General features: G+C 69.8%; 23 protein-coding genes. 13 read left to right on the top strand and 10 right to left on the bottom strand.

Features of this window, described 5'->3' with window-relative positions; translation table 11 throughout:
• Positions 1-426: 426 nt before the first annotated feature.
• Positions 427-1,059: a uracil phosphoribosyltransferase gene (upp, locus tag AC6CH0_RS06495; protein WP_498098989.1), complete on the bottom strand. Its 633-nt coding sequence runs from the start codon at positions 1,057-1,059 to the stop codon at positions 427-429.
• A 44-nt stretch (positions 1,060-1,103) separates the two neighbouring features.
• Here upp and tadA point away from each other — a divergent pair, with 44 nt between their 5' ends.
• The 3 genes from tadA (at position 1,104) to AC6CH0_RS06510 (ending at position 2,985) form a co-directional block, all read left to right on the top strand.
• Positions 1,104-1,571, top strand: coding sequence for a tRNA adenosine(34) deaminase TadA (tadA, locus tag AC6CH0_RS06500; protein WP_498098990.1), 468 nt, complete (start codon positions 1,104-1,106; stop codon positions 1,569-1,571).
• Between the two features lie 69 nt (positions 1,572-1,640).
• Entirely contained in the window at positions 1,641-2,180 is a 540-nt protein-coding gene (locus AC6CH0_RS06505; protein WP_498098991.1) for a VOC family protein, read from the top strand.
• Positions 2,173-2,985, top strand: a complete 813-nt coding sequence (locus tag AC6CH0_RS06510) for a MerR family transcriptional regulator (protein WP_498098992.1) — start codon at positions 2,173-2,175, stop codon at positions 2,983-2,985. Before AC6CH0_RS06505 ends, AC6CH0_RS06510 begins: the two co-directional genes overlap by 8 nt.
• A 60-nt stretch (positions 2,986-3,045) precedes the next feature.
• Here AC6CH0_RS06510 and AC6CH0_RS06515 read toward each other — a convergent pair whose 3' ends face one another.
• Positions 3,046-3,315, bottom strand: a complete 270-nt coding sequence (locus AC6CH0_RS06515; protein WP_498098993.1) for a type 1 glutamine amidotransferase family protein — start codon at positions 3,313-3,315, stop codon at positions 3,046-3,048.
• An 8-nt stretch (positions 3,316-3,323) separates the two neighbouring features.
• Positions 3,324-4,286, bottom strand: coding sequence for a cation diffusion facilitator family transporter (locus AC6CH0_RS06520; RefSeq protein ID WP_498098994.1), 963 nt, complete (start codon positions 4,284-4,286; stop codon positions 3,324-3,326).
• An 80-nt stretch (positions 4,287-4,366) separates the two neighbouring features.
• On the opposite strand from AC6CH0_RS06520, the gene proC reads away from it, so the two are divergent.
• The 4 genes from proC to AC6CH0_RS06540 all read left to right on the top strand — a co-directional run bounded on the left by proC (position 4,367) and on the right by AC6CH0_RS06540 (position 8,337).
• Entirely contained in the window at positions 4,367-5,218 is an 852-nt protein-coding gene (gene proC / locus AC6CH0_RS06525; protein ID WP_498098995.1) for a pyrroline-5-carboxylate reductase, read from the top strand.
• An 8-nt stretch (positions 5,219-5,226) separates the two neighbouring features.
• Positions 5,227-6,531: a beta-N-acetylhexosaminidase gene (locus AC6CH0_RS06530; RefSeq protein ID WP_498098996.1), complete on the top strand. Its 1,305-nt coding sequence runs from the start codon at positions 5,227-5,229 to the stop codon at positions 6,529-6,531.
• Between the two features lie 109 nt (positions 6,532-6,640).
• Positions 6,641-7,027: a YciI family protein gene (locus tag AC6CH0_RS06535; protein WP_498098997.1), complete on the top strand. Its 387-nt coding sequence runs from the start codon at positions 6,641-6,643 to the stop codon at positions 7,025-7,027.
• Positions 7,024-8,337, top strand: a complete 1,314-nt coding sequence (locus AC6CH0_RS06540; protein WP_498098998.1) for a DUF6596 domain-containing protein — start codon at positions 7,024-7,026, stop codon at positions 8,335-8,337. The genes AC6CH0_RS06535 and AC6CH0_RS06540 overlap by 4 nt, the downstream gene beginning before the upstream one ends.
• Positions 8,338-8,346: 9 nt before the next feature.
• Here the strand turns inward: AC6CH0_RS06540 and rlmC are convergent, their stop codons facing one another.
• Complete coding sequence (rlmC, locus tag AC6CH0_RS06545) at positions 8,347-9,471, bottom strand: 23S rRNA (uracil(747)-C(5))-methyltransferase RlmC (RefSeq protein WP_498098999.1); 1,125 nt, start codon at positions 9,469-9,471, stop codon at positions 8,347-8,349.
• 104 nt (positions 9,472-9,575) lie between these two features.
• On the opposite strand from rlmC, the gene AC6CH0_RS06550 reads away from it, so the two are divergent.
• The gene (locus AC6CH0_RS06550; protein ID WP_498099000.1) at positions 9,576-9,971 is read left to right on the top strand and encodes a hypothetical protein; all 396 of its coding nucleotides are present in this window, start codon (positions 9,576-9,578) and stop codon (positions 9,969-9,971) included.
• A gap of 30 nt (positions 9,972-10,001) precedes the next feature.
• Here AC6CH0_RS06550 and AC6CH0_RS06555 read toward each other — a convergent pair whose 3' ends face one another.
• Positions 10,002-10,670: a potassium channel family protein gene (locus AC6CH0_RS06555; RefSeq protein WP_498099001.1), complete on the bottom strand. Its 669-nt coding sequence runs from the start codon at positions 10,668-10,670 to the stop codon at positions 10,002-10,004.
• On the bottom strand, positions 10,663-12,108 hold the full coding sequence (locus AC6CH0_RS06560; RefSeq protein ID WP_498099002.1) for a TrkH family potassium uptake protein: 1,446 nt from the start codon (positions 12,106-12,108) through the stop codon (positions 10,663-10,665). The genes AC6CH0_RS06555 and AC6CH0_RS06560 overlap by 8 nt, the downstream gene beginning before the upstream one ends.
• 72 nt (positions 12,109-12,180) lie before the next feature.
• Here AC6CH0_RS06560 and AC6CH0_RS06565 point away from each other — a divergent pair, with 72 nt between their 5' ends.
• Entirely contained in the window at positions 12,181-12,621 is a 441-nt protein-coding gene (locus AC6CH0_RS06565; protein ID WP_498099003.1) for an ArsR/SmtB family transcription factor, read from the top strand.
• Positions 12,622-12,650: 29 nt separating this feature from the next.
• On the opposite strand, the gene AC6CH0_RS06570 is transcribed toward AC6CH0_RS06565, so the two are convergent.
• Complete coding sequence (locus tag AC6CH0_RS06570) at positions 12,651-13,136, bottom strand: anthrone oxygenase family protein (RefSeq protein WP_498099004.1); 486 nt, start codon at positions 13,134-13,136, stop codon at positions 12,651-12,653.
• Between the two features lie 50 nt (positions 13,137-13,186).
• On the bottom strand, positions 13,187-13,696 hold the full coding sequence (locus tag AC6CH0_RS06575) for a GNAT family N-acetyltransferase (protein WP_498099005.1): 510 nt from the start codon (positions 13,694-13,696) through the stop codon (positions 13,187-13,189).
• Positions 13,697-13,813: 117 nt separating this feature from the next.
• Between AC6CH0_RS06575 and AC6CH0_RS06580 the strand changes: the two genes are divergently transcribed.
• From AC6CH0_RS06580 to AC6CH0_RS06590, 3 genes are all read left to right on the top strand, one after another.
• Positions 13,814-13,912 (top strand): 30S ribosomal protein bS22, encoded by a 99-nt coding sequence (locus tag AC6CH0_RS06580; RefSeq protein ID WP_003792170.1) that lies wholly within the window; start codon positions 13,814-13,816, stop codon positions 13,910-13,912.
• 159 nt (positions 13,913-14,071) lie between these two features.
• A complete protein-coding gene (locus AC6CH0_RS06585; protein ID WP_498099006.1) occupies positions 14,072-14,341 on the top strand; it encodes a glutaredoxin family protein in 270 nt (89 codons plus the stop codon).
• A gap of 86 nt (positions 14,342-14,427) precedes the next feature.
• Entirely contained in the window at positions 14,428-15,963 is a 1,536-nt protein-coding gene (locus AC6CH0_RS06590) for an FAD-dependent oxidoreductase (protein WP_498099007.1), read from the top strand.
• Between the two features lie 24 nt (positions 15,964-15,987).
• On the opposite strand, the gene AC6CH0_RS06595 is transcribed toward AC6CH0_RS06590, so the two are convergent.
• Entirely contained in the window at positions 15,988-16,905 is a 918-nt protein-coding gene (locus AC6CH0_RS06595; RefSeq protein WP_498099008.1) for a formylglycine-generating enzyme family protein, read from the bottom strand.
• A gap of 258 nt (positions 16,906-17,163) precedes the next feature.
• Between AC6CH0_RS06595 and AC6CH0_RS06600 the strand changes: the two genes are divergently transcribed.
• Positions 17,164-18,081: a DUF559 domain-containing protein gene (locus tag AC6CH0_RS06600; RefSeq protein ID WP_498099009.1), complete on the top strand. Its 918-nt coding sequence runs from the start codon at positions 17,164-17,166 to the stop codon at positions 18,079-18,081.
• Between the two features lie 82 nt (positions 18,082-18,163).
• On the opposite strand, the gene aspS is transcribed toward AC6CH0_RS06600, so the two are convergent.
• The gene (gene aspS, locus AC6CH0_RS06605) at positions 18,164-19,507 is read right to left on the bottom strand and encodes an aspartate--tRNA(Asn) ligase (RefSeq protein WP_498099010.1); all 1,344 of its coding nucleotides are present in this window, start codon (positions 19,505-19,507) and stop codon (positions 18,164-18,166) included.
• Between the last annotated feature and the right edge of the window lie 47 nt (positions 19,508-19,554).

Genomic DNA, 19,554 nt, shown 5'->3' on the forward strand with positions numbered 1-19,554 from the left:
GGGCGAACCCCCGAAGAGGCGGAGGGTTCAGAGGAGTCGGTGCCGATCGGGATGCGGATCGGCTGCTGGACTCGGCGGTCGGGTCGCGGTCAGCGGCACATTCGACAACACATGGGTGCACGTGCCGGCATCATCATGCCGGTCATCCTGAGAGCGCCGGGGGCGGTCAGGTTGCGTGCGGTGTCAGTCATGAGCGTCAGTCAAACCGATACCCGAGCGTGTGTCAATTCATGACCATTGCGTGACGAGGTGTGACGTCGCACGCGGTGCGCAATGCGATGCGGCAGTCGGCAGGATCAGCCAGCGTGACCACCGCGTTGCAAGATCCTGCGACAAACAGGAGAAATCGAAAATCTTCCGCGCTTCGTACTCGCTACGGCGCGTCGCGCCTCGAAGATCCTTCGGCCGAGCAGAGCGCGAGGGTGCTTATACCGTGCCGTACAGCCGGTCGCCGGCGTCGCCCAGGCCGGGCACGATGTAGCCGAGTTCGTTCAGTCGCTCATCGACCGCTCCGAGCACGATCGTGACCTCGCGGCCATGCATCGCCTGCTCGACCGCCGCGAGCCCCTCGGGGGCGGCGAGGATGCAGATCGCCGTGACATCCGTCGCGCCGCGCTTCAGCAGGAACTCGATGGCCGCCGCGAGGGAGCCACCCGTCGCCAGCATCGGGTCGAGCACGAAGCACTGGCGGTCGCTGAGGTCATCGGGCAGCCGCTCGGCGTACGTCGTCGGCTCGAGGGTCTCTTCATTGCGCGCCATGCCGAGGAAGCCGACCTCGGCCGTCGGCAACAGCTTCGTCATGCCCTCGAGCATGCCGAGACCGGCGCGAAGGATCGGCACGATGAGCGGCTTCGGGTCGGCGATGCGCACGCCCGTGGTCGGCGAGACCGGGGTGACGATGTCGACCGGCTCGACGCGAACACCACGGGTGCCCTCGTACGCGAGCAACGTCATGAGCTCCTCGACGAGCGAACGGAAGACCGGCGACGGGGTGTTCACGTCGCGAAGCACCGTCAGCTTGTGGGTGATGAGCGGGTGATCGGCAACGTGGACTCGCATAGGCTCGAGTCTAGTTCGCGGGCGTCTCACGAAGGGAGCGGTGCATGGAGCTGCCGCAGCACCGGGAATGGATGCGCCTCGCGCTCGCCGAGGCCGCCCAAGCGCCCGTCACCCGCGACGTTCCGGTCGGCGCAGTCGTCGTCGATGCCGCGGGTCGGGTCATCGCCGCCCGACGCAACGAGCGCGAATTGCTGGGCGACCCCACCGCGCATGCCGAACTCCTCGCTCTCCGCACGGCCGCCGAGGCCACCGGTGACTGGCGGCTCACCGAGTGCACCCTCGTCGTCACGCTCGAGCCGTGCGTGATGTGCGCGGGCGCGATCCTCGCCGCACGCATCCCCACCGTGGTGTTCGGCGCCTGGGACGAGAAGGCCGGCGCCGCCGGCTCGCTTTACGACGTGCTCCGCGACCGGCGGCTCAACCACCGGGTCGAGGTGTTCGCCGGTGTCGAAGCGGATGCCGCGGCGCAGCTGCTGCTCGCATTCTTCGACGATCCACTGCGCCGCCCCTGACTGCTGTCGACAGCACTTCTCCCGACCCCGGGTTGACCCTCACCTTGCGTGAGGCCGGAGGGTGGGTCCATGAGCAATTACTACAACGCATTCGAGATGAGCCCTGTGCCGACCCCCGGGCCTGATGCCGTCGCGCCGGAGCTGTTCCGCGGCATCTACGGCATGCCCGCGTTCGTGTCGATCCCGACGAGCGACCTGGCAGCCTCGGTGGATTTCTGGACGCGCGGGCTCGGGTTCTTCGAACTCTTCGGCATCCCCGGCACGCTGGTGCATCTGCGTCGGTGGGCGTTCCAAGACGTCCTCCTCGTGGCGGCGGCGAGCGTCCCGAATGAGGCTCCGGCGATGAGCTTCAGCTTCTCGGGCGTCCTCAGCGAGGTCGACGCGCTGGTCGAGGCATGCCGCGCTTTGCGGCCGGAATCGGTCGACGGCCCGCGCGACACTCCTTGGAACACTCGCGACGTGGAGGTGATCACGCCCGAGAACGCGCGGATCGTCTTCACCGCCGCGAAGCCGTTCGACCCGGTGAGCCAAGAGGCGCGCAATCTCGAGGCCATCGGCATCACCACCGCGCCGGCCTCCGTCCGCGGCGACAATGGGGAGCATGTCTGATGCCGTAGCCGCCGACGCCGACGGTCTGACCGTCGGTCAGGTCTCATCGCGACTGGGCGTGACGGTGCGGGCACTGCACCATTGGGACGACATCGGCCTGGCCCGACCGACGCTGCGCACGACGGCCGGATACCGGCTGTACACCGCCGCCGATCTCGAACGCCTGCACCGCATCGTCGTCTACCGCGAGATCGGTCTCGGGCTCGACGGCATCCGGCACATCCTCGACGACTCGACCACTGACGTGCCCGGCGCGTTGCGTGTGCAACTCGCCCAGGTCGCTGAACGGATCGACCGCCTCCAGCAGCTCAGTGTCGGACTCGACCGCATGATCGACGCCCACGAGCGCGGCCTGCTGCTGACCGTCGAGCAGCAGGCCGCGATCTTCGGCACCCAGTGGAACCCCGATTGGTCCGCCGAGGCCCGTGAGCGGTACGGAGACACGACGCAATGGCGGCAGTTCGCCGAACGCTCGGCTGTGCGCTCGGCCGAGGAGTGGCAGGCCGCCGCCGACGCCATCGCCGAGCTCGACCGCGCGTTCGGCGATGCGATGGACGCGGGGGTCGCGCCGGGAAGCGACGAAGCGAACGACCTCGTCGAGCGGCACCGTGAGGTCTTCTCGGCGTCGAACTTTCCGCTCTCGCGGCAGATGCAGGTCTGTCTCGGCCGCATGTACGAGGCGGATCCGGCATTCGCCGCCCACTACGACGGTATCCGCACCGGCCTCGCCGAATGGTTCCGTCGAGTCGTCGACGCGAGCGCGAGCGCCCACGGCATCGATCCCGACACGGCGACGTGGCAGTAGCGCGAGAGCCGCGGGGGTCGGGCCCTTCGAACGAGCGGGTCTCGATACGCTCCTGCGTCGCTACTCGACCGGCGAGGGCATTGCTCGCGCGGCGATGCGCGTGCGGAGCAGCGCGATCTCGTCGGCGAGGTACGGGAAGCGATCGGTCTCGTAGGCGCCCTCATCGCCGCCCAGCACGACGACGAGGTCGGGCGAGAGCGCATCGAGTGCAGCGACATCCGTCGTCGGCGCGTCGACGGTGACGATCTCGCACCCGTGCGCCTCGAGCGTCGGGCCCAGATTTCCGAGGCCGATGGCCGAGTCGTGTCGCAGCACCAGTGCGGTGCGCACGGCACCCGTCACTCGAGGCCTTTGATGACGATCGCGTCGGTGGGCGGGGCGGCGAGGTTCGGCTCGACGTAGACATCGGGCTCGACGTAGATGACCCGTGCTGCGGGAACCGCCGCGCGGATGCGCGTCTCGATCGCGTTCGTCGTCGCCGCCACCTCGAGCAGTCGCTGGTCGGAGGCGAAGCCGACCTTCGCACCGACGAGCAGTTCGTCGGGCCCGAGGTAGAGGGTCTTCATGTGGATGATGCGCGCGCCCTCGGGGCCCGCGAGAATCGCCTGCTCGATCTTGGCGTGGTCGTCGTCGGTCGCACCCTCACCCACGAGCAGCGACTTCGTCTCGATGCCGAGCACGACGGCGACGACGATCAGCAGGGCGCCGATGAAGAGGGTGCCGATGGCGTCGAAGAACGGGTTTCCCGTGATGATGGTGAGCCCGACGCCGATGAACGCGAAGACCAGGCCGAGCAACGCCGCGATGTCTTCGAGCAGCACCACGGGCAGTTCGGGCGCCTTCGCGCGGCGGACGAACTGGATCCAGCTCTGCTTGCCCCGCACGAGGTTCGACTCCTTGACCGCGGTGCGCAGCGAGAAGGACTCGAGCACGATCGCGATCGAGAGCACGAGGATCGGCAGCCACGGCACCTCGAGCTCGTGCGGGTGCTGCAGCTTGTCGATGCCCTCGTAGATCGAGAAGAGACCGCCGACGGAGAACAGGATGATCGAGACGACGAAGGCGTACACGTACCGCTCGCGGCCGTAGCCGAACGGGTGCTCCTTGTCGGCGGCCCTCTTCGCCTGGCGTCCGCCGAAGATGAGGAGCAGCTGGTTGCCGGCGTCGGCGACCGAGTGCACGGCTTCGGCGAGCATCGACGATGAGCCGGAGAAGAACCAGGCGATGAACTTCGTGATCGCGATTCCCGTGTTCGCGAGGAATGCCGCGATGATTGCCTTGGTTCCGCCCGATGCGCTCATGGAGCAATCCTAAACGGGCGTGAGCGCGGGCTACATCTGCGGCGGGGCACAGCGTTCGAGCCCGAACCTAGGATGGTCGCATGAGTGCCGACGCCCCCGTCCGACTGCCCGCGATCGCGTTCCTGGGGGCCGGGTCGATGGCCCGAGCCGTGCTCACGGGCCTCCTCCAGCCGGGCATCGAGATCGACGGCGGCATTCGCACCACGAACCGAAGCGCCGAGAAAGCGGCGGAGCTCGCCGAGCTGCCCGGCGTCACCGCATTCGCCACCGAGACGGATGCCGCAGCCAACCGCAGTGCCGTCGCGGGCGCGAAGCTCGTGGTCATCGCGGTCAAGCCCGCGATGGTGCCGGCACTGCTCGAGGAGATCGCCGACGCGCTCGATCCGGGCGCTGTCGTCGTGAGCGTCGCGGCCGGCGTCACCGTGGCGACATTCGAGTCGCTGCTGCCCGAGTCGGTCGCGGTGATCCGCTCGATGCCGAACACGCCGGCGGTCGTCGGCCGCGCCGTCACCGGTGTCTCGGCGGGCACGCGCTCGAGCGACGCCGACCTCGCGCTCGCCGTGTCGCTCTTCGAGACCGTCGGCGAGGTGCTCGTCGTGCCAGAAGCGCAGATCGACGCGCTCTCGACGATCTCGGGCTCTGGCCCCGCGTACGTCTTCTACCTGATCGAGCAGCTGACGGCGGCGGCGATCGACAAGGGCTTCGCGCCCGAGCAGGCAGCGGTCATGGTCGAGGGCACGTTCCGCGGCGCGAGCGAGTTGCTCGCGGCATCCGATGTCGGCCCCACCGAACTGCGCCGTCGGGTGACGAGCCCGAAGGGCACCACCGAACGTGCCGTCGCGGTGCTCGAGGAAGCAGCGCTGAAAGAGATCTTCGACCACGCGACCGACGCCGCGCTGGCACGCGCCCGCGAGCTGGCGGCCGGCGCGTGAACCCGGGCATGCACGCGCGCGCACCGCTGGCGCTCGTGGGCGAGCCGCGGTTCGCATGGCGCGGAGTCATGCTCGACGTGGCCCGTCGGTTCCGGCCGATGCCCGAACTCGAGCGGTTCGTCGACCTGCTCGCGGCGCACGGCATCAACGTGCTGCAGCTGCACCTCACCGACGACCAGGGGTGGCGGTTCGAGGTGCGCGCGCATCCACGACTCACCGAGGTCGGCGGCCGCCGATCCGCATCGCAGCTCGGGCACGGACCGGCCTCGACGCTCGACGGGGTGCCCCACGAGGGCTGGTACACCCAGCAGGAGTTGCGGGATCTCGTGCGGTATGCGGCCGCCCGCGGCATCCGTGTCGTTCCCGAGATCGACGTGCCGGGGCATGCGCGGGCGATCCTCGCGGCGTATCCCGAGTACGGCGTCGGAGGCGCGGCTGCGGTTGCCCGGCGGGTCACCGAGCCGTGGACGCGATTCGGCATCTCCGACGAGGTGCTGAACGTCGAGGAGTCGACCATGGCGTTCGTCTGCGACGTCTTCGACGAGCTGTGCGAGGTGTTCGACTCCGAGGTCATCGGCATCGGCGGAGACGAGGCGCAGAAGGCGCGATGGCGCGCCGACGCGCGCACGCAGGAGCTGATGGCCGAGCGCGGCCTCGCCGATGAGGAGGAGCTGCAGGCGTGGTTCCTCGGGCGTATCGCCCGGCATCTCGCGGCGCGCGGTCGCCGGGTGATCGGGTGGGACGAGATGCTCGAGGGGCGCGACCCCGCCCCCGACGCGATCGTCGCCTCGTGGCGCGGCCCGGTCGGGGCCGAGCTCGGCGCCCGCCTCGGCCACGAGGTCGTGCTCTGCCCCGACCTCTGGACGTACTTCGACTACCGGCAGTCGGATGACCCGGCCGAGCCGATCCCGGTCGGCACCGTGCTCTCGCTCGAGGACGTGGCCGCATTCGCCCCCGTGTCCGCGACGTCGTCGCCGGCACTTCGTGAGCGCGTGATCGGCGTGCAGGCGAACGTCTGGACCGAGCATCTCGACACGCGGGGTCGCCTCGACTACGCGGTGTTCCCGAGGCTCGGCGCGTTCGCGGAGGTCGCGTGGAACGGCGGCCCGCTCGACTGGGCCTCGTTCGCCGAGCGATTGCCCGGGTATCTCGCGTGGCTCGACGAGCGGGGCGTCGACTTCCGCCCGCTCGACGGGCCGCGAGCCGATCAGCAGCTTCCCGGTGTGCCCGGAGTGCCTCGTGATCGCGCCTCGCGCATCGCCGAACTCGAGCGGATGACGGCCTCCTTGCCTTCTGCGCCGCCGGTCGAGTGACGACTCCGGGCGATTCTTCGCGCGATGTCGATTTTTCGCGGCGCACTTCGTCACCATGGTGTGACGACCCTCGTCACAGCCCCGAGCGGGCATCGACCAAGGAGACGCCATGACCGACACGTACGTCTATCTCATCCACGAGCCCGACTGGGACTCCGATGCCTACCTCTCCGGCGGTGGAGTCCCGGGCGGCGACCCGGCCGACAACTTCCCCGAGCACACCGCGTTTCAGGAGGCCGTCGCTCGGCTCGGTGCGCGCCTCGTCGGCGGTTCGGCACTGCAGAACGCGCGGTACGGTGGCCGGGTCACGCCGGGTGCCGGCGATCGGGCGGAGCAGGACGCCGTCTATTCCGACGGCCCGTACCCCGACACGACCGAGGTCGTCTCGGGGTTCTACCTCGTCGAGACCGATGACGAGGCCATTGCCCGGCGTATCGCGGCACTGGTGCCGACCGGTGGGCACATCGAGTGGCGCAAGGTGTTCCCCGCCTCGTGAGCGATCCGGTCGCCGGTCTTGGCGAGGACTTCGTCGAAGCCTGGCCGCGGATCGTGCGTGCCCTGGCCGCCTACACGGGCAGCCTCGACGACGCGCAGGAGTACGCGGCCGAGGCGATCGCGAGGGCCGTCGCCGAGGCCGGCGCCGATCGGCCCCCGCTCGGTTCGCTCGCGGCCTGGTGCATCGCCGTCGGCAAGCGGGCGTGGATCGACGGTCACCGTCGCTCGGTCGTCGAGCAACGACACCTGCAGCGGCTCGCCGCCGAGTCGGCGCCGCTGCGGCTCGGCACGGATGCTGCGGGGGAGCACCTCGCCGACGGAGATCGCCTTCCGGGTGCCGGCCTCGACGACCGGCTCGCGCTGCTCTTCGTCGCGTGCGACCCGGCACTCACTGAGCAGGCGCGCCTCGTGCTCGCCCTTCGAGTGGTGTGCGGCCTCGAGGTGTCGCGCATCGCCGCCCACCTCGGCGTGCAGACGTCTGCCGCGGCCGCCCGGCTCACGCGGGCCAAGCGAGCTCTCGCCGAGGCGCGCGGACGATTCCACGTGCCCGAAGCGCCGGAACGGCGCGTTCGCCTGCCGGTCGTGCTCGCGAGCGTCGCCGGCATGTTCACGGTCGCGCACCGTGACGTGCTCGACCCTCGGACTCCGCTCGACGACCTCGGCCGTCAGGCCTTGTCGATCGCCGATGCGCTCGTCGCCGAGTATCCCGACGACGCCGAGGTCCGGGGTCTCCGGGCCGTTGTGCGACTCGGACTCGCCCGCCGTCCGGGCCGGCTCGATGAGCAGGGCGCGGCGATTCCCCTCGACGAGGTCGACCGTCGCCGCTGGGATCGCCGCTTGATCGAGGCCGGGCTCGATGACGCGGCGGCCGCAGCCGACCGCGGTGACGGCCGGTTCGTCATCGAGGCGGCCATCGCCGGGCTGCACAGCTCGGCGGCCAGCTTCGCCGAGACCGACTGGGATCGAGTCGTCGCGTTCTACCGCTCCCTCGAGCGGGTCTGGGGTGCGCCCTCGGTGACCGTCGCGCGATACTCGGCCGAACTGCACCGGAGCCTGCTCGCACCGCCCTCGGGTGAGCGCACGGCGCAGCTCCGGGCGATCGGACGCGAACTGCAAGCGCTCGCAGACGGTGCCGCGCCGTACGCCGCGATCGACGCGAGCCTCGCGCTCGCCGACCTCGATTGGCGCACCGGCCGCCGGGATGCTGCTGCGACGCAGTACGCGCGGCTGGCTGAACTCGTGCCGAGCGAGCCCGTGCGGCGCTTCTGCCTCGCCCGCGCCGCGAGCGGGGCTGCCGGCCCCGCCGCCTGATCGGGTTCGTCAGGCGCGCTCGAGCAGCACCATCACCTCGAAATGGGTCGTCTGCGGGAACATGTCGAACACCCGCCCGCGCACCGGCCGGAGCGACGGCATCGCCTCGAGGTCGCGGGCGAGCGAGGCGGCGTTGCAACTCGAATACAGCACGTGACGAACAGCGGATGCCTCGAGCCATCCGCTGAGCTCGCGGCCGATGCCCCGCCGGGGCGGGTTCACGACCACGAGGTCCGGGGCGTCGTCGGCGCCGACCGCGAACGCCGTGGCATCGCCGGCCGCGAACCGCACGCGTGAGAGCGCGGCATCCGTTCGGCTCAGCTCGGCGCTCGCGACCGCCTCGACACTCGTCTCGATGCCCGTGACGGATGCCGCGGCATCCGCGATGTGCAGCGCGAAGCCGCCGACGCCCGAGTAGAGATCCCAGGCCGAGTCGGGGGCAAGGCTGCGCACCCAGTCGCGTGCCTCGGAGTACAGCGCCGCGGCGATCTCGGTGTTCGTCTGGAAGAAGCTCTGCGGGCGCAGGTGCATCGTCACGTCGTTCAGGCGCATCGACAGGGTGGATGCCTCGGTGAAGACGATCTCGTGCTCGCCCTCGAGCACCGCCTTGTGCTCGGGCAGCACGTTCGCGGTGACCACGCGGGCGTTCGGCAGTCGGGCCATGAGCCACGGCAGGTGCTTGCGGATGCGGCCGACCGGCTCGGTCGAGCGCACCACGAAGCGGATCATGAATTCGCCGTCGGGCGATTCGGTGAGGATCAGGTGCTTCAGCTCGCCGGTTCGAGCCGGCACGTTGTACGGGGTGAGCCCCGCGCGAGTGATGAACGCGGAGATGACCGGGAACGCGGCGCGATGGCCAGGCGAGCAGATGCCGCACGCTTCGAGGTCGATGCCGTGGCCGTCGGCGTCGAGGATGCCGATCGTGGGGGCTTCGGTCGTGCCGCCGATCACCATCTTCGCCTTGTTGCGGTAGCCCGCTTCGGCGCTCGCGACGGGTGGCAGCCAGTCGAGCCCGTCGTGCGCGGCGAGCAGCTCTTCAGCGTGGCGCTGCTTGTCCGCGAGCTGCTTCGCATACGGCTGCCCCATGAGCGAGCACGACGTGCAGCGCCGGGCGTCGAAGTAGGAGCAGTCCACGGGTTCCAGCGTAGGTGCGTGCGGACGAGGCGGACGTGTCGGCGGGCTGCGGGGCGAGCGCGCCGGTGCCTTCCCGCCCCCGCCCCGGGCACTAGCGTTGCCTCATGAGTGCTGCAGAGGTCGTCTCGCTCGTGGTCGAGGTGATCGGATGGTTCGCGCTCGCCGCGGGCCTCGTCTTCCTGTTGCTCGCACTGCTCATCCGCCTCGCCGACGGGCGCTGGCTCCGCACAGAGGCGGTCGTCGTCGACCGCGATGAGGGCAGTGTCATCCGGTGGTTCGCCGATGGCGGGTTCCACACGCGCGCGCTCAGCTCCGATGAGCGGGCGCACGTCACCGATGCCGATGAGGAGCTCGCGTACTACAAGGAGCGAGAGCCGCACCGGCTGCGACTCCACGAACCCCCCGCGGGGCGGCGCGCGCTTCGCATGATCGGGTTCGTGTTCCTCGGCATCGCCGCGCTCGCGGCTGTCGTCGGCGTCATCATGATGCTCGCCGGCTGACCGTCGCAGCGCGCTCGCCGAGTACGCCGTCTACTCGAGCGCCGCGAACCGCTCGATGTCGCCCTCGGTGCCCGACACGATGATGAGATCGTGATTCGACACCACGGTGTGCTCGGTCGCGTACGTGAACGGCTTGCCGGGGCTCTTCACGCCGACGACGGTCACGCGGTACTTCGACCGCACCCCCGATTCGGTGAGGTTCTTGCCGCGGATCGGCTTCGGCGGGTACATCTTCACCAGGGCGAAGTCGTCGTCGAATTCGATGAAGTCGAGCATGCGCCCGCTCACGAGGTGCGCGGTTCGTTCGCCGGCCTCGCGCTCTGGGTAGATCACGTGGTTCGCGCCGATGCGCTGCAGGATCTTGCCGTGCGACGCGGAGATCGCCTTCGCCCAGATCTGCGGGATCTTCAGGTCGACGAGGTTGGCGGTGATGAGCACGGATGCCTCGATCGACGACCCCACCGCGCAGACCGCGATCGAGAAATCCTGCGCGCCGATCTGGCGCAGGGCGTCGAGCGAGCGCGCGTCCGCGACGACGGCGTGGGTCACCCGCTCCGACCACTTCTGCACGAGTGCTTCGCTCTCGTCGACGGCGAGCACCTCGCGGCCGAGCCGGTCGAGCTGACCCGCGGTGGCCGCGCCGAATCGGCCGAGGCCGATCACGAGCACCGGGGCGTCGTGCCTGATTCGATCAACCAACGATGGGCCTCTCTTCCGGACGCTTGAACAACTGCCGGCGCTGGCTCGCCGCCAGGGCCGCGGCGAGTGTCACTGTACCAACCCGCCCCATGAACATGGTGGCCGCCATCACGTACTTGCCCTCGGGTGGCAGGCTCGACGTGATGCCCGTGGACAGACCGCACGTGGCGAACCCCGAGATCACGTCGAACAGCACGAAGTCGAGCGGCGCCTTCGTCATCTGGGTCAGGATGATCGTCGACACGGCGACGATGGTCGCCCCCCACAGCACGACGCTCACGGCGAGTCGCAGGATGTCGCGCGGGATGCGCCGGCCGAAGGCCTCCATCGAGGGCGCACCGCGCGCCTCGGCGAAGGCGGCGAGGAAGAGCACCGCGAGGGTCGTCACCTTGATGCCGCCCGCGGTCGACGCCGAGCCGCCGCCCACGAACATCAGCATGTCCGAGACGAGCAGGCTCGATGGATACAGGTCGGCCATGTCGATGGTGGAGAAACCGCCCGACCGCGTCATCGTCGACATGAACAACGCCTCGAACAACGTCTTGCCGAAGCTGAAGCCGCCGTAGGTCTTCGGGTTGTCGTACTCGAGCACGAGGAACGCCAGCGCTCCCAGCGCGAACAGGATGCCGGTGGTCGCGAGGGTGAGCTTCACGTGCACGCTCCACCGGCGCGGCTTGCGCCAGAGCTTCGCGAGCGCGAAGATCACCGGGAATCCGACGCTGCCGAGGAAGACCGCGATCATCATCAGCGACTGGAACCAGTAGTCGTCGAAGAACTCGACCGGACCGGCGGGGTTGGGGTTGAAGCCCGTGTTCGTGAAGGCGCTGACCGAGTAGTACGCCGAGTACCAGATGCTGGTGCCGAGGTCGTAGCCCGCGGCGAGCACGCTCGGGATCATGCCGAGCATGATCACCGCCTCGATCGTCAGCGTGCTCACGGCGACGGTCACGAGAAGCCCGCCCACCTCGCCGAGGCGGATCGCCTGGCGCTCGGCCACCGGGCCGACGTGCACGCGCGACGGGTTCGAGTCGCTCGCCGCCATGAGCTTGGCTCGGAGGCCGAGTCGCCGGGAGATCACGACGCCGAGGATCGACGCGAGCGTCAACACGCCCATGCCGCCGATGTTCATGCCGATGAAGATGACGGCGTTGCCGAACGGCGACCAGTACGTGGCCATGTCGACGGTCGTCAGGCCGGTGACGCAGATCGTCGACACCGCGGTGAACAGCGCGTCGGCGAGCGGTGAGCTGCTGCGTTCGCCGGCCCGGGCGATCGGCAGCGACAGCAGGAGGGTGGTGACGAGGATCAGAGCCGCGAAGATGAGGATCGCGAAGCGCGACGGTGAGCTCTTGACCAACGCGTCGAGCGCGTCACGCGCTTTGCCGAGCCAAGACCGGCGGTCGACTCGGCCGAGCCGCCGTATCGGCTGTGCGCGCATCGAGCCCCCTCTGTGCCGTCACCGGATGCGTGTGTCATGGTACTCCCCGCCGTGAATGACTAGCCTTGGGGCATGGCGGACATCTTCGACGTGGTGGCGGACTCGACACGGCGCGACATCCTCGCCGTGCTCCTCGAACGCGAGGGTGCGGTGCCCTCCTCGCGCGGCGAGATCAGCGTCTCCGAGATCGTGACGGCGCTCGGCGCGAGCCAGCCGACGGTGTCGAAGCACCTGAAGGTGTTGCGGGACTCGGGCCTGGTGGCGGTGCGCGAAGAGGGCCAGCACCGCTACTACAAGCTCGACCGCACGCCGCTCGAGACGCTCGAGGACTGGCTGATTCCGTTCATGTCGACGGATGCCGCAGCCGACGCTGCGACGCTCGCGGGTGCTGCGGCGAACGGCGATGTCGCGTTGAACGAGGAGCAGTTCGCGTTCGCGTCGGCCATCGGCAAGGCGTTCGCCGAGACGGCGCACCAGGTCACCGCGGTCGTCGTGCCCAAGAAGCGCCGCTGACCCGCGCTGCCCGCCTCGACGACGTCAACTCACAGCGCAGCGACGAGTGCGAGCACGAACGCGAGGCACGCCGCGGTCGCGGTGAGGGTGCGCACGTGGTTCCACGCGAGCCACCCCGGACGGAAGACGTGCCACGCCTCGGCGAGCGCCGAAGCATCCGAGTCCGCCGGCGCTGCCAGCGCGTTGTTGCGCGGCACGTTCGCACCGCCGGTGACGCCCACGACGCCGACGAGGTAGAGCGCCGCTCCGGCGATCGACCACCACGTCGCGCCGGCCGGCTCCCCCAGGAAGGCCATGACCAGGAGCACCGCGGCGACGAGCGCGGTGCCGAAGATGGCGATCATGAACGGGGCCCGCACGGCGGTGACGTTGATTCCGCGCATGGCGCGCGCGGCCTCGGCGGCGCCCGCCCGGTCGATTCCCTGGAGCACGAACGTCGAGAACGCGAAGAACGCTCCCGCGACGATGCCGCTGCCGAGGATCGCGATGATGAGCAGGATGTCGACGAAGGTCATGAGGAGGAGTTTGCCGTACCCGGTTCGACGGACTCAACTCGCGGGGCGGGTCAGCGCAGCGGCTTGATCATCTCGAGTTCGAGGCCGCCGGGCGCGAGTTCGTATTCGCGGCTGCGACCGGTCTGCGTGAAGCCGAGCTTCTCGTAGAACCGAATGGCGCGGGGGTTGTCTTCGTGCACCTCGAGGCGAAGCGTCTCACCGAAGCCGAGCGCCCACTCCTCGATGGCGTCGAGCAGCATCCGGGCGACGCCCGCCGTCTCGCCTCGGTGGTCGGCCGCCACGTAGACACCGACGAGCACCGGGCCCGACGTGGCATCCGGAATGTAACCGCCCATGTGGCCGATCCAGCGGTCGCCGTCGATCGCGACGACCGAGGTCTGGCGCGGGTTCGTGCCGCGTGCCCCCCGAAGCCGCCAGCCTGCCTCATCGACATCGAGCGCCGTTGCGAGGGTCTCGGCGTAGGCGAGGGGGTAGTCGCGCAGCATCTCGAGACGGAGCGCCCGCACGGCCTGCCAGTCGGCCTCCGACGTGGTGCGGATGACGATGTCGTGGTGTGGCATCCCTCGACGCTAACCCATCGGGCGAGTGCGACCGCGCGGATCCGGTAGACTACCCCGAGGCTTTCGAGCCAACGGCCGCGGCACGCGCGACCGACTGATCTTTTCTGTGAGGTTCTGATGGGTTCCGTCATCAAGAAGCGCCGCAAGCGTATGGCGAAGAAGAAGCACCGCAAGCTGCTTCGCAAGACGCGCCACCAGCGTCGCAACAAGAAGTAGTCCTTCGGCACTACCGGCTGAGCGTCAGGCCCTTCGGCCTGGCGCTTTTCGCTGTGCCTTCGGCGCCCGCCGGTCGAGCCTGCGCGCCAGCGCCATATCGAGACCCGCCGGTCGAGTAGGCGCGCCAGCGCCGTATCGAGACCCGCATACGATCGACCTATGGCACGCGACATCCGTCTCACCCTCATCGGCAAGCCCGGCTGCCACCTCTGCGACGACGCGAGGGCGGTCGTGCAGGGCGTGCTGCGTGGGATCGAGGTGACGGATGCCCCGCCGCGCGTCGTCCTCGAAGAGCGGTCGATCCTCGACGACGACGAACTGCGCGCTCGGTACGCCGAGGAGATCCCCGTGCTGCTCATCGACGACGTGGTGCACGACTTCTGGCGAATCGATCCGGTGCGGTTGACGACGGCGCTGCTCGCGGGCTGAGCGCCACCAGCGAGGCAGGCGCTACCGGTCGATTCTGCAACGGTCAAGCCGTTGCCGGCGATCGTCGTCGGGTCTTGACTGGCGGCATGACCTCATACTGGAAGGCGGGCGCGCCTGCACCCGTCGAGAACGGGACCCTCGCCGCGCTTCCCGAAGCGACGGCCGATGTCGCCGTCATCGGCGCCGGCGTCACCGGGCTCTCGGCGGCGCTCATGCTGCAGCGCGCCGGTCGTTCCGTGGTGATCGTCGAAGCGACCGAGGTCGCCGCCCTCGCCTCGGGCGCCAACACCGGCAAGGCGAGCGTGCTGCAAGGAACCCGGTTGCAGCGCATCCGTCGCTCGCACTCGGCGAAGGTCACCCGAGCGTATGTCGAGGCGAACCTCGACGGCCAGGCCTGGATCGCCGAGTTCGCCGGTGCCCACGACGTCCCCGTCGCCGTCGAACCGGCCTACAGCTACGCCCAGTCCGACGCCGGCCTGAAGACGGTGCTCGCGGAATTCGATGCGGCGCGCGAGGCCGGGCTGCCGGTCGAGATGATCGAGGGGATGCCGGTGCAGTTCCCCTTCGCCGGAGCGGTCGCGCTCGAGGGGCAGCTGGCGCTCGACCCGTATCGGCTGATGCTCGCGCTGGCGCGCGAGTTCGTCGCCGCCGGCGGCGTACTCGTCACCGGGGTGCGGGTGCGTGACGTGCACGCCTCCGACCCCGTGGTGCTGGAGACCGACCACGGCCCGCTTCGCGCGCACGACGTCGTCGTCGCGACGGCGACCCCGGTGCTCGATCGCGGACTGTACTTCGCGAAGACCCGCCACTCGCGGTCGTACATCGCCTCCTTCCGCGTCGCGGATCCGCCGACGCCGGGGCTCTTCCTCTCGGTCGACCAGCCCACCCGTTCGCTGCGCACGGCACCGCCGCACCCTGAAGCCGGTGCTGCCGGGTTGCAGCTCCTCGTGGGTGGCAATGCGCACCCGGTCGGTCGGGAGTCGTCGGCGGCCGCGCGGGCCGACGAGCTCGTGCAGTGGACGCGCCGGCATTTTCCGGGAGCCGAGCTGACGCACCGATGGTCGGCACAGGACTACGAGTCGCTGAACCTGATTCCGTTCGCCGGGAGGATGCCCCGGAGTCGTGGACGGGTCTGGTTCGCGACGGGCTATGCGAAGTGGGGACTCACGAACGGCGTCGCCGCGGCGATGCGCATCTCAGCCGAGATCCTCGGCGAGCCGTGGCGCGAGCATCGGCCGTGGATCCAGGTGCTCGGCACTCGGGTGACGGTGCCGGCCGACCTCGCTCGAGGGGCCTCCGAGAACGGCAAGGTCGCCGCAGAGCTCGCCGCGGGCTGGGCGCGGGCGGAGGTGAATCCGACGCCGCTGCCGAAACCGGCGGAGGGCGAGGGGGTCATCGGGTCGCGACGCGGTGAGCCGTTCGGCGTCTCGACCGTGGACGGGCAGACCTGCGCGGTGCGCGCCATCTGCACGCACCTCGGCGGCGTCGTGCAGTGGAACGATGCCGAGCACACCTGGGACTGCCCGTTGCACGGCTCGCGATTCGAGGCATCCGGCCGGCTGATCGAAGGGCCCGCGACGCGGGACCTGCCTTCGACCGTCCAGCCCGACGGCCTGCGCTGAAGCCGGCCCGTCTGCGGCGTTCGATCAGGCGTCGCGCACGCAGCGGAACCCGATGTGGGTCGTCGCCGTGTCGTCGGCCTGCGGTGAGCGGGCGGCCGGTCGGTAGCGCAGGCAGTAGTCGGGCGAGCACAGGTGCGAGCCGCCCTTCAACACCCGGCGCGGAATGCGCGAGCCGGGCTCGGCGGATGCCGCGGCGAGCAGGTTCGGGCGGGCTTCGGCGTCGACCGCCTCGACGCCCGGCACCTCGTGCCGCGGCGCGTAGAAGTCGGTCGTCCATTCCCACACGTTGCCCGTGACGTCGAAGAGGCCGTAGCCGTTCGCCGGGAAGGTCATGACCGGCGAGGCGCCCGTCCAGCCTTCGGCGCCGGTGTTGCGGTACGGGAACGAGCCCTGCCAGCGGTTCACCATGAGCCGGCCGTCGGGGAACTCCTCGTCGCCCCACGCGAACCGTGCGCCCTCGAGCCCGCCGCGGGCGGCGAACTCGAACTCGGCCTCGGTGGGCAGGCGCTTGCGGGCCCAGTCGGCGTACGCCGAGGCATCCGCGAAGCTCACCTGCACCACGGGATGGGTCGGCATGTCGTCGACGGACGACCCTGCGCCGAAGGGATGCCGCCAGCTCGCGCCGACGCCCCAGCGCCACCACTGCCCCCAGTCGCGCAGGTCGACCGGGCCCGCGGTCGGCGTGAACACGAGACCGCCCGGCACGAGGTCTGCCGGATCGACGCCTGGGAAGTCTGCTGGATCGAGCGGTCGCTCGGCGACTGTGACGTACCCGGTCGCCTCGACGAATGCGGCGAACTGCTCGTTCGTGACGGGATGCATGTCGACCTCGAACGGCCCGACGGCGCGCTCGTGCACCGGAGTCTCGTCGGCAGAGAACTCGCCCGAGCCCATGCGGAACGTGCCGCCCTCGAGCGGGACCATCGGCGTGAGCTCGACCATGCCCCGAGCCTACGCGCCGCCCTCCCCCCTCCCTCCCTCCCTCCCTCCCTCCCTCTCGCCTGCCCGTGAAATGCCGGGAATCGACCTTGCAGCGGCGAGGAGCATCGATTCGCGTCACTTCGCGGGCGGCCATCGCGCGGATCTGGGCCCTCCGCGGGTGTCGACCCACTCGCCCGCAGAGTGGCTGTGGACAGCGGATCATCGGCGGAAGCGCGGTCGATGACCGCCCGGCCCCCGACGAGACGGCAGGGTCGCTGCATGGCCCCGAGAATCCAGTTGCCCCCGGTGATGCAGATCCGGCCCTTCTCCACGGCCGACGCGCGCGCATCGGGGTTCGGTGAGGGCCGGCTCCGGGGCGCGGATCTCGAGCGCCCCTTCCACGGCGTGCGCACGGTCGTCGTCGCGCAGCAGACGATCGAAGCTCGGTGCGAGGCGTACCGGCAACGGATGCGTGGGTGCGAGGTGTTCACCCATCGCACGGCCGCGCTCCTGCACCGACTCCCGGTGCGGTCTTCGGTCGATGATCCCCTCGACGTGGGCGCCTACCTTCCCGGCAGCTTCCCGCGGGCACGCGGTGTGCGCGGCCATCGGGTGCAGCGTGGCGATGTGCGCGAGGTCCGTCTTCGTTCGCTTCCCGTCGTCTCCGCGGTCGACGTGTGGTGGCAACTCGCGGCCGAGCTCAGCGAGCGCGAGCTGATCGTGCTGGGCGACGCGCTGGTCCAGCGGAGACATCCGCTCGCCTCGCTCGGCGAACTCCGCAGCGCAGTCGCTCGCAACGCCGGTCGGCGTGGCCATCGACGACTCGCCGCGGCGATGGTGCGGATCCGAACGAGGACGGACTCGCCTGCGGAATCCGAACTCCGGCTCGATCTGGTCGAGTTCGGCCTCCCCGAACCGGAGATCAACGCCGACATTCTCGATCGGAGCGGTCGGCGGATCGCCATCGGCGACCTCGTCTACGCCCGATTCCGGGTGCTCGTCGAGTACGACGGCGAACAGCACCGTCGCGATCGCGCGCAGTACGCCCGAGACGTCGACCGGCTCGACGATCTCGCTCGCGCGGGGTGGCGGGTCATCCGCGTCAACGCCACGCACGTGGGTGATCGCCGCGTCGAACGCCTCGAGCGCGTTCGAGAGGCACTGCTCGCCGCCGGCTGGAGCCCGCAAGCGTCATGAAGTGACGCGAATCGACGTTCGGGCGACGGGTCAGGTCGATCTGCGTCACCTCGCGCTCGGCGAGGTGACCGGTGAGGTCGCGCTAGGGCAGCAGGCGCGTCGGGCCGCGGAAGAGGTAGGTCGTCTCGCGGATCGACTGCTCGCCCAGCATGAGCATCAGCACGCGTGCGAGACCCATGCCGAAGCCGCCGTGCGGGGGCACGCCGTAACGGAAGAAGTCGAGGTAGAACTCGAGCTCCTCGGGGTCCATGCCCTTGTCGCGAGCCTGCTCGACGAGTACGTCGATGCGGTGCTCGCGCTGCGCCCCGGTCGAGATCTCGACGCCGTTGTAGATGAGGTCGTACGAGTTCGTGAGGCTCGCGTCGCCCTCGTGGCGCATGTGGTAGAACGGCCGGATGCTCGAGGCGTAGTCGGTGAGGAACACGAAGTCGTGCCCGAACGTCTCTTTCACGTGGGCCGAGATCTGACGCTCGCCCTCGGGGTCCATGTCGTCGTCGGCCCGGGGGATGACGTAGCCGCGGTCGGCGACGATCTGCTTCGCCTCGGCGAGCGGGATGCGCGGGAACGGACGCGACGGCACCTGCAGCTCGATGCCGAACAGCTCTGCGATCTCCGCGCCGTGCTTGGCGGCCACGGCCTCGAAGCCGGCGACCATGAGCTCTTCGTGCAGCGCCATGACGTCTTCGTGCGAGTCGATCCAGCTGATCTCGGTGTCGACCGAGGTGAACTCGGTCGCGTGCCGCGAAGTGAACGAGGGGTCGGCGCGGAAGGCGGGGCCCACCTCGAAGACGCCGCCGAAGCCGGCCGCCTGCGCCATCTGCTTGAAGAACTGCGGGCTCTGCGCGAGGTACGCCTTGGTCTCGAAGTATTCGACCTCGAAGAGCTCAGCACGCGACTCCGACGCCGAGGCCATGAGCTTCGGCGTGTGGATCTCGATGAGCCCCTTCTCGACCCACACGCCGCGAAGCGCGTGGAGGAAGGTGGTCTGGATGCGGAAGATGAGGGCCTGCTTCGGGTGACGCAGGTCGAGGAAGCGCCAGTCCATGCGCTTGTCGAGGCTCGAGTCGGCCGCGATCGGCGTCTCGGGGTTGGCCGCGGTGACGACGTCGAAACCGCCGATCTTCACCTCGAGGCCGCCGAGCTTCACGCGCTCGTCGTGCTTCAGCTCGCCGGTCACGGTGATGAACGAGCCGTGCGAGAGCGCCGAGATGGCCTCGGTCGTCGCGAGGCGAGCGGATGCTGCGGCGTCGGCGTCGTCTTCCAGCTCGCGCGTCGCTGGGTTCACGAGCTGCACCGCGCCCGACTCGTCGCGAAGGATGACGAACTGCACCTTCTTCTGATCACGCACCGTTTCGACCCATCCGGATACGGTGACGGGGCCGTCGGGAAGCGCGGCGAGGTTCTTGACGAGGGTGCGGGGGTTCACGATCGACCATCCTACCTGTGGGGGTTTCACGACCCCGGCGCTCGGCG

This window comes from Agromyces sp. GQ35, assembly GCF_059758475.1.

Bases quoted from the DNA above. Each gene is read 5' to 3' on its own strand.
- AC6CH0_RS06520 (WP_498098994.1), bottom strand. From the start codon at position 4,286: ATGAGCGCATCGGGCGGAACCAAGGCAATCATCGCGGCATTCCTCGCG.
- AC6CH0_RS06530 (WP_498098996.1), top strand. From the start codon at position 5,227: ATGCACGCGCGCGCACCGCTGGCGCTCGTGGGCGAGCCGCGGTTCGCA.
- AC6CH0_RS06570 (WP_498099004.1), bottom strand. From the start codon at position 13,136: ATGACCTTCGTCGACATCCTGCTCATCATCGCGATCCTCGGCAGCGGC.
- proC (WP_498098995.1), top strand. From the start codon at position 4,367: ATGAGTGCCGACGCCCCCGTCCGACTGCCCGCGATCGCGTTCCTGGGG.
- AC6CH0_RS06595 (WP_498099008.1), bottom strand. From the start codon at position 16,905: ATGGTCGAGCTCACGCCGATGGTCCCGCTCGAGGGCGGCACGTTCCGC.
- AC6CH0_RS06565 (WP_498099003.1), top strand. From the start codon at position 12,181: ATGGCGGACATCTTCGACGTGGTGGCGGACTCGACACGGCGCGACATC.
- AC6CH0_RS06550 (WP_498099000.1), top strand. From the start codon at position 9,576: ATGAGTGCTGCAGAGGTCGTCTCGCTCGTGGTCGAGGTGATCGGATGG.
- AC6CH0_RS06585 (WP_498099006.1), top strand. From the start codon at position 14,072: ATGGCACGCGACATCCGTCTCACCCTCATCGGCAAGCCCGGCTGCCAC.
- upp (WP_498098989.1), bottom strand. From the start codon at position 1,059: ATGCGAGTCCACGTTGCCGATCACCCGCTCATCACCCACAAGCTGACG.
- AC6CH0_RS06510 (WP_498098992.1), top strand. From the start codon at position 2,173: ATGTCTGATGCCGTAGCCGCCGACGCCGACGGTCTGACCGTCGGTCAG.
- AC6CH0_RS06505 (WP_498098991.1), top strand. From the start codon at position 1,641: ATGAGCAATTACTACAACGCATTCGAGATGAGCCCTGTGCCGACCCCC.
- AC6CH0_RS06600 (WP_498099009.1), top strand. From the start codon at position 17,164: ATGGCCCCGAGAATCCAGTTGCCCCCGGTGATGCAGATCCGGCCCTTC.
- AC6CH0_RS06580 (WP_003792170.1), top strand. From the start codon at position 13,814: ATGGGTTCCGTCATCAAGAAGCGCCGCAAGCGTATGGCGAAGAAGAAG.
- AC6CH0_RS06535 (WP_498098997.1), top strand. From the start codon at position 6,641: ATGACCGACACGTACGTCTATCTCATCCACGAGCCCGACTGGGACTCC.
- AC6CH0_RS06560 (WP_498099002.1), bottom strand. From the start codon at position 12,108: ATGCGCGCACAGCCGATACGGCGGCTCGGCCGAGTCGACCGCCGGTCT.
- tadA (WP_498098990.1), top strand. From the start codon at position 1,104: ATGGAGCTGCCGCAGCACCGGGAATGGATGCGCCTCGCGCTCGCCGAG.
- AC6CH0_RS06575 (WP_498099005.1), bottom strand. From the start codon at position 13,696: ATGCCACACCACGACATCGTCATCCGCACCACGTCGGAGGCCGACTGG.
- AC6CH0_RS06590 (WP_498099007.1), top strand. From the start codon at position 14,428: ATGACCTCATACTGGAAGGCGGGCGCGCCTGCACCCGTCGAGAACGGG.